The organism is Blochmannia endosymbiont of Camponotus sp. C-003 (assembly GCF_023585685.1).
Lineage (GTDB): Bacteria > Pseudomonadota > Gammaproteobacteria > Enterobacterales > Enterobacteriaceae > Blochmanniella.
The window spans coordinates 662,806-676,758 of sequence record NZ_CP097764.1 but is presented as its reverse complement, the minus strand read 5'-3'; the positions used below and the strand labels follow the sequence as shown (position 1 = coordinate 676,758).

Annotated in this window: 13 protein-coding genes and 1 pseudogene; 12 read left to right on the top strand and 2 right to left on the bottom strand. The window is 26.1% G+C overall.

The genetic code is table 11. The features are described 5' to 3' along the window. The first annotated feature begins 38 nt into the window (after positions 1-38). The 6 genes from rfaD (at position 39) to M9397_RS02805 (ending at position 7,062) form a co-directional block, all read left to right on the top strand. A complete protein-coding gene (rfaD, locus tag M9397_RS02830; RefSeq protein WP_250259672.1) occupies positions 39-1,004 on the top strand; it encodes an ADP-glyceromanno-heptose 6-epimerase in 966 nt (321 codons plus the stop codon). Between the two features lie 17 nt (positions 1,005-1,021). Beyond that, positions 1,022-2,065, top strand: coding sequence for a lipopolysaccharide heptosyltransferase II (waaF, locus tag M9397_RS02825; RefSeq protein WP_250226872.1), 1,044 nt, complete (start codon positions 1,022-1,024; stop codon positions 2,063-2,065). 25 nt (positions 2,066-2,090) lie between these two features. Next, positions 2,091-3,050: a lipopolysaccharide heptosyltransferase I gene (gene waaC, locus M9397_RS02820; protein WP_250226871.1), complete on the top strand. Its 960-nt coding sequence runs from the start codon at positions 2,091-2,093 to the stop codon at positions 3,048-3,050. 1,758 nt (positions 3,051-4,808) lie between these two features. Further along, on the top strand, positions 4,809-6,083 hold the full coding sequence (gene waaA, locus M9397_RS02815) for a lipid IV(A) 3-deoxy-D-manno-octulosonic acid transferase (RefSeq protein WP_250226870.1): 1,275 nt from the start codon (positions 4,809-4,811) through the stop codon (positions 6,081-6,083). A 446-nt stretch (positions 6,084-6,529) separates the two neighbouring features. Continuing rightward, on the top strand, positions 6,530-6,778 hold the full coding sequence (locus tag M9397_RS02810; RefSeq protein WP_250226869.1) for an adenylyltransferase/cytidyltransferase family protein: 249 nt from the start codon (positions 6,530-6,532) through the stop codon (positions 6,776-6,778). Beyond that, complete coding sequence (locus M9397_RS02805) at positions 6,775-7,062, top strand: nucleotidyl transferase family protein (RefSeq protein WP_250259669.1); 288 nt, start codon at positions 6,775-6,777, stop codon at positions 7,060-7,062. Before M9397_RS02810 ends, M9397_RS02805 begins: the two co-directional genes overlap by 4 nt. Positions 7,063-7,252: 190 nt before the next feature. Here M9397_RS02805 and rpmG read toward each other — a convergent pair whose 3' ends face one another. Beyond that, positions 7,253-7,420 carry a 50S ribosomal protein L33 gene (gene rpmG, locus M9397_RS02800; protein WP_250226867.1) on the bottom strand — a complete coding sequence of 56 codons (168 nt, stop codon included), beginning with the start codon at positions 7,418-7,420 and terminating at the stop codon, positions 7,253-7,255. A gap of 20 nt (positions 7,421-7,440) precedes the next feature. Next, a complete protein-coding gene (gene rpmB / locus M9397_RS02795; protein WP_250226866.1) occupies positions 7,441-7,671 on the bottom strand; it encodes a 50S ribosomal protein L28 in 231 nt (76 codons plus the stop codon). A gap of 387 nt (positions 7,672-8,058) precedes the next feature. Between rpmB and coaBC the strand changes: the two genes are divergently transcribed. The 6 genes and pseudogenes from coaBC to rpoZ all read left to right on the top strand — a co-directional run. Next, positions 8,059-9,267: a bifunctional phosphopantothenoylcysteine decarboxylase/phosphopantothenate--cysteine ligase CoaBC gene (coaBC, locus tag M9397_RS02790; protein ID WP_250259668.1), complete on the top strand. Its 1,209-nt coding sequence runs from the start codon at positions 8,059-8,061 to the stop codon at positions 9,265-9,267. Then, complete coding sequence (gene dut, locus M9397_RS02785; protein WP_250259882.1) at positions 9,251-9,703, top strand: dUTP diphosphatase; 453 nt, start codon at positions 9,251-9,253, stop codon at positions 9,701-9,703. The genes coaBC and dut overlap by 17 nt, the downstream gene beginning before the upstream one ends. Before the next feature lie 618 nt (positions 9,704-10,321). Then, on the top strand, positions 10,322-11,206 hold the full coding sequence (locus tag M9397_RS02780) for a YicC/YloC family endoribonuclease (RefSeq protein ID WP_250259666.1): 885 nt from the start codon (positions 10,322-10,324) through the stop codon (positions 11,204-11,206). Positions 11,207-12,156: 950 nt separating this feature from the next. Further along, positions 12,157-12,597 (top strand): MarR family winged helix-turn-helix transcriptional regulator, encoded by a 441-nt coding sequence (locus M9397_RS02775; RefSeq protein WP_250226863.1) that lies wholly within the window; start codon positions 12,157-12,159, stop codon positions 12,595-12,597. Positions 12,598-12,914: 317 nt separating this feature from the next. Next, complete coding sequence (gene gmk, locus M9397_RS02770) at positions 12,915-13,556, top strand: guanylate kinase (RefSeq protein WP_250259664.1); 642 nt, start codon at positions 12,915-12,917, stop codon at positions 13,554-13,556. A 76-nt stretch (positions 13,557-13,632) separates the two neighbouring features. Next, positions 13,633-13,821 (top strand): annotated as a pseudogene (gene rpoZ, locus M9397_RS02765) (DNA-directed RNA polymerase subunit omega); the annotation flags it as partial. Positions 13,822-13,953 lie beyond the last annotated feature (132 nt).

Sequence of the window (13,953 nt, the reverse complement as noted above, 5' to 3'; positions counted from 1 at the left end):
TTTTGTTTATTAATATATATGTAACGATGTGAGAATGTATGATTGTGGTCACTGGAGGAGCAGGATTTATAGGTTGCAATATTGTTAAATCTTTAAATAAAATTGAATACAAAAATATTCTGGTAGTAGATGATTTAAAGAATGGGGAAAAATATAAAAATCTGAACAGTTTGCATATTGCGGACTATATGGATAAGGATTACTTCATTAATAAGATACTTAATAGTTCTGTTAATTCTTATATTAAAGACATAGATGTAGTGTTTCATGAAGGAGCTTGTTCTTCCACTACTGAATGGGACGGTAAGTATATGATGGAGAATAATTATCAGTATTCTAAAGATTTATTATTTTATTGTGTTAACAATAAAATTCCTTTTATATATGCTTCTTCTGCATCAGTGTATGGTAGAGATACCAGCGCGTTTGTACCTCCCCATACATATGAACAGCCTGTGAATATATACGGTTATTCCAAATTTTTATTTGATCAGTATGTGCGCGCTGTATTGCCAAAAGTTGCATCTCAAGTTTGTGGATTAAGGTATTTTAATGTTTATGGTCCTTATGAAGCACATAAAGGTAGTATGGCTAGTATAATATTTCAATTATATCGGAAAATTACAAACAAAAAACATCCAACACTGTTTATTGGAAGTAAAGAATTAAAACGGGATTTCATACACGTTGAAGATATAGTTGATATAAATCTTTGGGTTTGGAACAATAATATATCTGGAATTTTTGATTGTGGAACAGGCAAGTCTGAATCATTTGAGTTTGTTGCTAGTATTGTATTAAGTTTTTGTAATCAAGATATGAACATTAAATATATTGCTATGCCAAAAAAAATAAGCGATCATTATCAAATATTTACTCAGGCAAATATCTCTCAGTTAAGAAAGTCAGGTTACTGTAAGGAATTTATGAATATTAATCAAGGTATATATCATTATTTAAATTGGTTATCTTGCAATAATGTTAATCATTATAATGGTAAATAATAACTAATATTTTCACGATGAAAATATTAGTTATTAGTCCTTCATGGATTGGCGATACCGTGATCTCACATAGTATGTATCAATTGTTAATGAAGAAATATTGTTCCAATATTAATATTGATGTACTTACTTCAATATGGTGTAAGGATCTATTTAGTCATATGCCTGAAATTAGTCAAACATTGTTTATTCCTTATAGACATGGATCTTTAGAGTTATCAAAATGTTACCACCTCGGAAAATTTTTAAAAAATGAGCAATATCAACAAGCAATAATATTACCTAATTCGTTTAAATCTGCTTTAATACCATTTTTTGCAGGTATTCCAGTTCGAACTGGATGGCGTGGAGAAATGAGATATGGTATTTTAAATGATTTGAGGATACTTAACAAAACATCCTTTCCGTTGATGGTACAACGTTACGCCGCTTTAGCATGCGATTATAATGTTGCAACACATTTTTGTAATTTACCTGATCCGTTGCCGTTACCTCGATTAAGCGTGAGTGACAAACAAATTGAAAATGTATTATGCAAATTTAATTTGTATTTTTATAGAAAATCATTGATTGGTTTATGCCCAGGCGCAGAATTTGGATTAGCTAAAAGCTGGCCTCATTATCATTATATAACGTTAGCTGTTCGATTGATTCGTGATGGATATCATGTGGTAATATTAGGATCCCCTAAAGATCAATTAATTAATAGATTTATTAAACATAGTATTCTCAATAATTTGAAACAACACTGTAACAATCTTATAGGAATCACATCATTAGGCGAAGCGATTGCAATTATAGCGACATGTATAGGAATTGTTAGTAATGATTCTGGTTTAATGCATATAGCTTGTGCATTGAAACGTCCTGTAATAGGACTGTATGGGCCTAGTAATCCTAAGTTTACTCCCCCTTTGTTTTCTCAATCTATTGTGATTCGTCATGTGAAAGGATATTATGCAATAAGAAATGGAGATAGTTTATATGGTTATCATAGCAGTCTAATGACTATTACTCCAGATCAAGTTTTCAAGGAATTAAAAACATTATTAATGGATTAACTAAAGAAAAGATATTATAATCATCATGAAAGTTTTAATCATAAAAGTTTCTTCTATGGGGGATATTATACATACTTTACCTGCAGTTACTGATGCATCGAATGTTGTACCAAATATATTGTTTGATTGGGTTGTAGAAGAAACTTTTTCTGATATCCCTAGATGGCATCCCGCAATACATCAAATTATTCCTATAAATCTTAGATTTTGGATAAAAAATTGGTATAAACTCTCTTCATGGAAGAGATACCGTGAATGTTGTATACAATTAAAAAAGAGATACGACGTAATTATTGATGCTCAGGGTTTATTGAAGACATCATTATTGATAACGTGTATTACACGTGGAAAAAAATATGGTATGGATTATACAAGTGTACGAGAGCCCATGAGTTCTTTTGTTTATCATGAACGACATTACATTAAAAAAAGTCAACATGCTGTAGAACGCATTCGACAGCTGTTTTCTTTTAGTTTAAAATATCCTGTCCCGTCTTGCATAGGCAAATATAATATTGCGCATTTATTTCCACTTCAAAAAAATAATGTTCCTTATTTAATATTTTTTCATTCTACTACTAAACTTCAAAAACTTTGGCCGGAATTTAATTGGAGTATTATAGCTCAATACGCTATTAATGCGGGATATTTCATTAAATTACCTTTTTGGACGAAAAGTGAAGAATTACGTACTAATCAGTTAGCAAGATTATATTGTAACCAAATAATAATATTACCAAAATTAACGTTACAAGAGATTGCCTGTCAAATATCTGGGGCAACTGCAGTAATATCTGTTGATACTGGACTTAGTCATTTAACGGCAGCTCTTGGATGTCCTAATGTGACATTATATGGACCAACTAACCCTAAATTAATTGGAACATATGGTCAAAATCAAGTTGCTTTACGGTCTTCAACTAAAAAAATGAAACATTTAACTCCTACACATGTCTGGGAATCATTGCAAAAAATTATCAAATGAAAATATACCTCAACACTTTTTTTGTACTTATTAAAATTAATTTTTTTAAAATTAATTTGTAATGATTTATTACAAATTAATGTTTTTAAATTATCTTTGTTTATTATAAGTAATAGTATTCGATGTGGTTTAAAAGTAAATAATTATATATTTGAGAAGGATGATAGATACACATTATATGTGGGTGATGAATATCATTATTTTTTTTAATTGAGATTATTTAACATCTGATTATATATCACTTCAAATAATTAGTCCATAATTAACAAATTATATATATTTTTTAATAAAAAGTATCAAAATATTTTCATTATTCTAGTGCTGTCATATTTCTTGATATCATATTGATTGTAAAATTTAAATATGATTTTAGAATATTAAATGCTCGAACATGTTCATTATTTATTTTTTTATTTTTAATTGTTTAGTTTTATTTAATAGAAATTGAAATTTTTAAATAATAGTAGATATTAATGTTTTATTAAATATAAAATATATTTTATTAGTAAATAAAAAATATATTAATAAAAATAAATGATACTTCTATTTTATTATTTTCATTTTACAAAAAAATTCATATTTTATAAATAAATTACTGTTTTATTTTTATTATAAAATTTCTATCAATATAAATTTAATAAATAAGATATAATCAGAGTCTATATATAATAAAAATGAATTTACAATTTAATCTGATAGGTGATCAAAATTATTTTTATATTTAATTCATATATAACATCGGGAGATGTTGTTAATTAAAATTTTTACTGTATCAATGAAGATTGATGTATGATGCGCCGAAGTCATCGATATTTTGAAATATATTTCATTATGCATAATTATATAATTAAAATATAAATTATTTTTTCAATTTAAAATAGAAATGTAAATCTGTTTATATAGAGAAAATAAATTCTTCAAAATATTAAAATTATAGAAATAAAAATTGTTTTTAACATGATTTTTATTTTTTTGAATAGAGTGAATTAATTCATCATTACGGTGAAATTAGGCAAATGTGTGATAGTATTGAAGAATAGAGTATCTACGTTAGTTTAATCCTATTATTTAATATTAAAAAAAAATGGTTTTATGATATTTAAATTTTAATCAATGTTTAAAATAAGTAAATGTATTATATATGTAAATTTCTATTAAATGTATTTGATATATGCCAACAAATTTTCAATTTGTGATTATTATATATTAATAATAGTTAGTGAATAGATTTTTTTAAATTTAATTTTAAAAAAAATAAATTGATGTTAATACAAATTCTTTCAAGTAAAGAATGATGCGTTTTTATTATGTGTATTTATCTGGATAAATATTTATTTTTTAGTTGTACGGAAAATTAATTAGATTTTTTAATTTATATAATTTATTTATTATAAGCATCATGTATAAAATGATGTGGATAATTAAATTTTAATCATTATTAAAAAAATTTATTTGAATGGATAAACAAATATTGAATCAGTAATTAATAATTGTACATATAAAATATAATATTTAGTTCTAAAATATATTTTTAATAATTTATTTTTTTAATATAAAATAAAAAAATATTTCATAAATATAATTAATGAAAATAGTAGTCTATTTGAGATAGTTTTTAAACAAAATTATTTTAAATTTTTAAGAATTAACTATTAAAATATTTAATATAAGACATCAATGATTATTGATATGTAATTAAATACATGTAAAATGCTTAAATTAGTAATTATAAATGTAATAATTAACTTGAGATATTATATGTTTAAACTATATATTGCAATATATAGTATTATTATGTATGTTGCTCAACCTATAATATGGATACGATTATTATGGCGTAGCAGACGATCGCCATCGTATCGTAAACATTGGTTGGAGCGTTATGGATTTTACAAAAAACCTATTCAATCTGATGGTATTATTCTGCATGCTGTGTCTTTAGGAGAAACATTAGCAGCGATCCCTTTGATACGTGCTTTGCAGCAGCGTTATCCAGAAATAGCAATTACATTAACTGCGATGACTCCTACAGGAATAGAATTAGCACGATCTAAGTTTCATCATAACGCACACTGCAGTTATTTACCTTATGATTTACCTGGTGCTATGAAACGATTTATTGATCAAGTTAAGCCCCGATTAGTTATTACCATGGAAACTGAATTATGGCCAAATCTCATTAATATATTATATCAACGTGAGATTCCTTTCATTATTGCTAATGCTCGGTTATCATTTCGTTCTTTTATTAAATATAAAAGATTTAGTCATTTTATTTCACTAATTATGGAACGTATTACGTTAATTGCTGCTCAAAATAAAGAAGATGCTTCTCGATTTCTTAAATTAGGATTAAAAAAAAATCAATTGTTTGTTATGGGTAATCTAAAATGTGATATTGAAATGAATCAGGATTTATTAAACAAAATTTCATTTTTAAAAAAAAATTGGATCAAAAAACGGAAGGTATGGATAGCTAGCAGTACTCATGCAGGAGAGGAGATATTATTGCTGAAAGCGCATAAACATCTTTTGGCAAGGTTTCCTGATTTATTGATGATTCTGGCTCCACGTCATCCAGAGCGTTTTGTTGATGTTAAAAACATTACTGAACAAGCTGGATTTTCTTATATCATGAGAAGTAGTGGGATTATTCCATCTAAAGCGACACAAGTAATTATTAATGATACTATAGGAGAATTAATGTTATTATATGGTGTTTCAGATATAGCGTTTATTGGGGGTAGCTTAGTAAAACATGGAGGACATAATCCGTTGGAGCCAGCGGCACATTCTATTCCATTGATTATGGGGCCATACACTTTTAATTTTAATGATATTTGTGTTAAATTATATAAATCAAATGGATTAATTACAGTAACTGATACGGAATCTTTAGTGAAGGCTATTGCTATGTTACTGGTAAATCAACAATGTCGTTTAAGTTATGGCTGTAGAGCTATGAAAGTACTACAAAATAATCAAGGAGCACTACAACAACTATTGTATTTGTTAGACAAAACTATTTATTAGTGCACAAGATAACCTATTATGCGGTATTTTATAATGGTTATAAATTGGATTATGATAGTTGAGATTTTTAATATTAAAATATTTATGAATGATAGAGCATTATACTCTAACTATGATATGAAATTATACTAAAATATAATAGATAAAAGTATTATTATATATTGCATGGGGTATAGCTGTTATCAATGGATAATTTTAAAAAATATTTTTATTCATAAAAATATAAATTGAGAATAATTTAATTTGTAAACGTTGTTATAATTTATTTTTATATCTATTGTATCGATTGTTAACAATTGTTGAATAAGTCATTTTTTTTATTATTCTTATTTGAGAATTATAGTCTACATAGACGAAGTTGAGTTTTCCATGTTTGGTATATAATATGTATACGTATATATATTGTGGTCTTTTTATTGTAATAAAACATAATTATTAATATTCTCATGACAATTCAGGTTATGTATCCAGGGACTTTTGATCCATTAACTTATGGACATTTAGATATAATTATTAGAGCTCATAAAATTTTTGATAAAATATTTTTAGCTGTAGCTGAAAATTCACAAAAACATCCTTTATTTAGTCTTGAAGAACGCGTAATATTTGCGAAGCAGGCGACTGCAATGTTAGATCATGTAACAGTGTTTGGTTTCAATGACCTAACCATAAATGTGATGAAAAAAAAAAAGTGAATATTTTAATTCGTGGTCTCAGAAGTAGATCAGATTTGGAATATGAAATACAACTTGCAAAAATTAATAATTATTTTTCAAATGAAGTAGAGACTATATTTATGGTATCCACAGATATATGGGCGTCACTCTCTTCTAAATTAGTGAAAGAAATTGCTCAATATGGTGGTGAATTAGATCGTTTTATGCCTTCTTTTATTGCTAAGAAGGTTATTGAAAAACTACGTATTACTGAAAAAAAACACAGCAATACTTCTTTCTCTAAAAAAGAGAAAATTGTGTAGGTCTAAAGTTCTATACATGTAATATAATGTGATTTGATTTAACATTTTACTCTATAAATATGCAAAATACAGATAGATGCATATAGCGATATTTTAAATAATAGTTAAACTAAACAACCCTGCACAGCCTCAAAAAACATTGAGGCTGTGCAGGGTTGTTATATATTGTTGAGTTTTGATTTTTATTTATTTAACCATTCTTACCTTCTATGTATTTTACATGTTTTCGCACAACGGGGTCAAATTTTTTTAGTGTCATTTTTTCAGAGTTAGTGCGTTTGTTTTTTGTGGTGCTATAGAAATGTCCATTCTTAGAAGAAGAAAATAACCGGATTATTTCTCGTGTTTCTTTGGCCATTAGATTATTCCTGTTGAATATTATTTATTTTTTGGAATATATTTTAGTAAAAAATGTTCAATCCCAAACTTATCAATTAATCTTATTCCTTTAGCAGATAACCGTAACGCAACGAAACGTTTCTTACTTGCTACCCAAAAACGATGAGAATGAATATTAGGTGAAAACCAACGTTTCGTTGCGTTCATTGCGTGAGATCGTTTATTTCCGTTCATGGGACGTTTTCCTGTAATTTGACACATTCGCGCCATACGTTCTCCTTTTATTTTTGTCACGAATAATTGTTTTAAAGTTAAAATAAAATATTTTTATTTATTCTTATTTTTTGGTTTTTTAGTTTTGATACTGCTTAAGGTACCTAAATTTAGGATTATAAACATAATTATAATTACTTACTTGTTTTATTTTTGCACAATTTAAAATAAGAAAATTAAATAATTTTTAAAAATTATTTATAGCACTAGATATGTTGTAAAATAGTAGATTTATTTATGAAATTTTATTTCATCATTGTCTATATACATTCTCGCATATATCTTAGCTGTTATATATAATAGTTAAGATATATTATATGAAGTTTTTATGTTATATTACAATGTAATTATGAATTTTTTAAGTATTTTATTTTGAAATGTAATATGACGGGATTAATTAACAAACATATCATATTAGGAGTAAGCGGTGGTATCGCGGCATATAAAACTATAGATCTTGTTCGATGTTTAAAAGAACGAGGATCAGAAGTTAAAGTGATTATGACAAAATCTGCAAAAAAATTTGTTACTCCCTTAAGTCTTCAAACAATATCATGTCATCCAGTATTAGACAATCGTTTAACCACTCAAATAGAAACTACAATGCCTCACATAAAATTAGCTAAGTGGGCCGATTTAGTTTTACTAGCTCCGGCTACAGCTAATCTATTGGCTAGATTAGCTGTAGGATTAGCTGATGATTTACTATGTAGTTTATGTTTAGCTACAACAGCTCCTATTGCTGTTGCTCCATCTATGAATCAACAAATGTACAAAGCTATTGCAACTCAAACTAATTTAAACATTCTAAAAAAAAGAGGAGTTTTAATATGGGGCCCAGATTATGGATGTCAAGCTTGTCATGATATTGGGTATGGGCGTATGACAGATCCAAAAATACTTGCTGAATATGTAGAGCATTATTTCTATTGCGATAGTTCTTTGAGTCATCTTAGTATCATGATTACTGCTGGTCCGACTCACGAAGCTTTAGATCCTGTTCGTTTTTTTACTAATTATAGTTCGGGAAAAATGGGATTTGCTATCGCGCAAGCCGCTGCAGATAAGGGAGCGAAAGTTACATTGATTGCAGGTCCAGTAAATCTACGCACCCCTATTCGAGTACATCGTATTAATGTTATCTCTGCATTAGAGATGAAAGAAGCAGTTATGCGAGATATTTGTAATCAACAAATTTTCATTGGTTGTGCAGCGGTGTCAGATTATCGTATTTGTCATGCTTCTCTTAAAAAAATTAAAAAAAATAAAAATACTTTAAAAATAATTATGATTAAAAACCCTGATATTGTAGCAGAAGTGGGGTCTTTAATTGAAAAACGTCCTTATGTTGTAGGATTTGCTGCTGAAACTAATAATATAAAAAAATATGCTCAAGACAAACGAATTAGTAAACATTTGGATTTAATTTGTGCCAATAATATTTCTCGTATGAACCAAGGATTTAACAGTGATGATAATGCTTTATATTTATTTTGGAATAAAGGAAGTGTTGTATTACCTTTAAGAAAAAAAAAATTATTAGCACAACAACTTATTAATGAAATTATTAATCGTTATAATGAAAATAATTAATATTAAAATTATTAATGATAAGGTTTATAAGAATTTTTCTTTGCCAAAATATGCTACATTAGGATCTGCTGGGTTGGATTTATCAGCTTGTTTGGATAAACCGTTGACTATTTGTCCTGGAACAACTCATTTGATTTCTACTGGTATTGCGGTACATATTGCTGATTCAGAAATAGCAGGTGTTATTTTACCTCGTTCAGGTTTAGGCCATAAATGTGGTATTGTTTTGGGAAATTTAGTGGGACTGATTGATTCAGATTATCAAGGAGAATTGATGGTGTCTTTATGGAATCGTGGTTTAAAAAAGTATGTTGTATATCCCGGACAACGAATAGCACAATTAATTTTTATACCAATACTTCAAGTTAAGCTTTCTGTAGTTAAATCGTTTATACCTACCGAACGTGGGTCGAATGGTTTTGGACATTCAATGTAAAATACTGTTAATTATACATAGCAATTTTTGTGTATTGTCATTCAAATAAACAACTTTAATTATTTAATTTATATAGTTATATACATATTAATAGAGTATTTATAGTTATATTATGCTGAATGTTTATAGCAACTTTTATTAATATAAATTTTTAAATAGTCGTTTATTTTTTCAATAATTTTTTACAAGTTCACAAATAGTTTAATGATAAAAGATCATAAAAAAATAAACATAATATACTTTTTATATATGTGTATATATCGTATGCAGATTTTATTTTATATATTTTAAATCCATTGTGTTTAGTATTTATATATATGCTATATTATATAGCAAAATAAATTTTTTGAAAAAAAATTAAGCATTTTAATTGTAGTTTTTTTATTTTTGGATACGAACAATAGTTTTATAAATTATAAGTCCATTATAGTGTTGTAGATACTACTATCTATTCAATTAATTTAATAAAAATTGAATGGGTATTAAATAAATTCTGAAAATTTTTAAAATTACACCGATATATGTGTGTGGAGAGGCTATTCTAATGACAGGATAGATGACAAAATAAAATTATTGTATTTTTTAAATTATACATATTAACAAATGTAGGTGATTATTATGATTCATAGTATGACTGCGTTCTCAAAGAATGAAGAAAAATATACATGGGGTAATGTTACCTGGGAAATTTGTTCTTTAAATCAACGTTATTTAGATATTCATATCGATTTACCTAAATATCTTTATGGTTTGTCATGGGTAATTCGTAAAAATATTAAAGATTCTCTTATTAGAGGGAGAGTAGAATGTGTTTTACATATTCAAATAAATAAGAATTGTGACAGTAATACAGAGACGGTTTCTGTTAATAAACCATTAGTGAACAATCTCGTTTTATATGCAAAATGGATAAAAACATTAACTAATGAAGGGGAAATTAATCCAATAGATATTTTATCTTGGCCAGGAGTAATAACGTATGAAAAAAATAATTTGGATAATATGAAGAATAATGTTCATTCTGAATTATTAATATGTTTTAAAAAAACATTAGATAATTTAATACAAGATAGGAAAAGAGAGGGTGTGTTTTTAAAAAATAAAATTATAGAACGATTACATCTAATGTACTCTGAAGTGAATAAAATTCGCCAGTATATTCCTAATGTATTAGAGTGTAAAAGAAAACAACTCTTGGAATACATGAAAGATGTTTGCGTTTATACTGACCCAGCACGACTGGAGCAGGAGCTATTAATGATAGCTCAAAAGATTGATATTTCAGAAGAAGTAGATCGTCTAACGATTCACATTAAAGAGATGCATCGTATTCTTGATGAAAACGGAGCTGTTGGTAGACGATTAGATTTTGTAATACAAGAACTACATAGGGAGGCTAATACATTAACTTCCAAATCTATCAATTCTTACATTACTCAATTAGCAATCTCCTTAAAAATATTTATTGAACAAATACGAGAACAAACTCAGAACATTGAATGATATAATATATCTTCTTAGATAAGATATCTATCTGCTTTTTAAAATTTTTATATTTAAAATCTGAATTTGTTGTATAACCTTCCAATTTTATAATTCTTAATTATTTTTTATTTTCATCACATGAAATTTAGTCTGATGAATCAATTTGATTAAACATATTAATTGATACTAAAAATATAATGTACTTAAAATTTTAATTTTATGGAGATTCTCTGATCTATAGAGTGGATTCAATTATTAAAAATTTAAATTTTTATAATAATTTTTATACTCAAATTTATTTTATTTAAGTACTACATAAATTTATATAGTTAATATTTTACTATAAAAAAACTGATATATATCCTTTAATATTATTATTTTTAAGAGTGCATGTGAATTAAAAGAAAGAATATATAATTTAATAAAAAATATTATTATAAAATATAAAATAATTTTTTATTTTTATTTTTATAAAAAATAAAAAATTATTTTATATTTTATAATAATATTGTTTTTTTTTGATTTAGATCTGTTTACTTACAGATGTATAAAATTATAAAATTAAAAATAAATCATAAAATATAAAAAAAATTATTTTTAATAAATCTACAAGAAGTTTTATTTTCCAATAGCCATATTTCAAATTTAAAAAAACTCCGATAAAATAAAAATAGAAAACAAAACAAATTAAATACCAGAATATATATATATTCTGAATGAATCATGTTTTCTATTTTTTAATAAAATCAAAATTTTAATTTAGTAAAATTGCAATAAGTTAGGAGGTGTACACTGTAATAGTTAATTAAATATATAATTGATTATCAGATATAAATAATTGTCTATAAAGTTTATTGTTCTTAGTAAACAATACTTCAAATAATGATTACTATTTTAGACTATTATTAACTGATACTGCCAAATACAGTCCTATTATCATTATTGATTCAATATAGAGACAAATAATTATGAATAGATCAACAGATATTTCAAACATGGTAGAATCCTTATCTCGTATTTATCACCGTTTACGCAAAGAAATAAATGGTCAATTAATTAATGAAGGTCTTTCAATGTCTAAGATGAAAATTTTACATCTTATTACTACTGGCAAAACCAGCGCAACAGACATAAAAAATTATATGGGATTTTCATCAAGAACTGTAGTAACAGTTCTCGATGCATTAGAAAAAGATGAAATGTTACGGCGACAACAGAGTCTTACAGATCGTAGAGTAAAATACGTTTATATTACAGAAAAAGGACGTGATAAATTACGTGTTGCTGAAGATACACACAATGTTATTTTAGACCGTATATTTTCCCTTTTATCTGATGTACAACTTAAAAGTTTCAAAGAAGTATGTAATTTACTTGAAACACAACAAAAAAATAATGTCACAAAATAACAATACAACATACATATATTATGCTATAAATTTTTATTAATTCAAAGAAGATCCGCGATGAAACTAAATAATTTTCAGTAATTTCATGGTGACAATGTATACTTTAGTATAATTAAATTACGAAAATGTTTTGATCAAGGATCTTCTTTTGAGATAATATCAATATATTCATGCAAACAATGGTTTGAAAATGAATGGGAACTAAATTGATATTTAATAAAAATATGTGTACACATATTAATACGATATATATTTATAAATTTTAACTATTTATATAATTAAATATATATATATGTATATATATACATGATCATTTTATGACAAAGAATTCAGGAATATTGTGCATCATATCTGCTCCTAGTGGAGCAGGAAAGTCTACATTGATTCAAACTGTAATACAATATAATCGTTTTATTTATCAAACTAAATTATCTATCTCTTATACCACACGTATTCAAAGGCCTGGAGAAATACATGGGAAGGATTATTATTTTGTTTCAAAAAAAATGTTTAAATATATGATTGATAGAAATATGTTTTTTGAATATGCTAAAATTTTTAATTATTATTATGGTACTGCAAAAAGTAATATTGAAATGATGCTAAATACTGGGGTACATATTATACTAAATATTGACTGGAAAGGAGCTCAACAAATTCGAAATAAAATATCAAAAAACATCTATACTATTTTTATTTTACCTCCATCAAAAAAAGAATTGGCACACCGTTTGTATTTGAGAGGACAAGACACAAAGAAAGTGATCGCTATACGTATGAAGCAAGCAATGGATGAAATTAGCCATTTTAAAGAATATGATTATGTCGTTGTAAATGATAATTTTGATGTCGCTTTAATACATTTACAATCAATTATGTTATCTGAACAATTACGAATAGCACATCAAGAAATACGTTATGCAACATTAATAAATAATTTATTATTACCAGATATGTAAAGAATAAAGTAGTATATATACCCAATCAATATTAATTTAAACTAATAAATAAATTTTTAATATGCGGTAAATTAAAATGGCACGTATAACTGTACAGAATGCTGTAGAAAAAGTTGGTAATATATTTGATTTAATATTAGTTGCCGCGCGGCGCGCGCGGCAACTGCAAATTGGTGGAAAAGAAACGTTGATTAAAAAAAATAATAATGATAAGCATACCGTACTTGCGTTAAGGGAAATAGAAGAAGATTTAATTACCAAAAAATGAATATTGACTATGTATACAATTAAAAAATCAATATTATTTTGAGTGATGAAATTGATATTTAAGACAAAAGGAATGTCTAATATGATAATTATAAAAGTCTATCAAAATATAAGATCGTTATGTTGTTCT

Bases quoted from the DNA above. Each gene is read 5' to 3' on its own strand.
- rfaD (WP_250259672.1), top strand. From the start codon at position 39: ATGATTGTGGTCACTGGAGGAGCAGGATTTATAGGTTGCAATATTGTT.
- waaF (WP_250226872.1), top strand. From the start codon at position 1,022: ATGAAAATATTAGTTATTAGTCCTTCATGGATTGGCGATACCGTGATC.
- waaC (WP_250226871.1), top strand. From the start codon at position 2,091: ATGAAAGTTTTAATCATAAAAGTTTCTTCTATGGGGGATATTATACAT.
- waaA (WP_250226870.1), top strand. From the start codon at position 4,809: ATGTTTAAACTATATATTGCAATATATAGTATTATTATGTATGTTGCT.
- M9397_RS02810 (WP_250226869.1), top strand. From the start codon at position 6,530: ATGACAATTCAGGTTATGTATCCAGGGACTTTTGATCCATTAACTTAT.
- rpmG (WP_250226867.1), bottom strand. From the start codon at position 7,420: ATGGCCAAAGAAACACGAGAAATAATCCGGTTATTTTCTTCTTCTAAG.
- rpmB (WP_250226866.1), bottom strand. From the start codon at position 7,671: ATGGCGCGAATGTGTCAAATTACAGGAAAACGTCCCATGAACGGAAAT.
- coaBC (WP_250259668.1), top strand. From the start codon at position 8,059: ATGACGGGATTAATTAACAAACATATCATATTAGGAGTAAGCGGTGGT.
- M9397_RS02780 (WP_250259666.1), top strand. From the start codon at position 10,322: ATGATTCATAGTATGACTGCGTTCTCAAAGAATGAAGAAAAATATACA.
- M9397_RS02775 (WP_250226863.1), top strand. From the start codon at position 12,157: ATGAATAGATCAACAGATATTTCAAACATGGTAGAATCCTTATCTCGT.
- gmk (WP_250259664.1), top strand. From the start codon at position 12,915: ATGACAAAGAATTCAGGAATATTGTGCATCATATCTGCTCCTAGTGGA.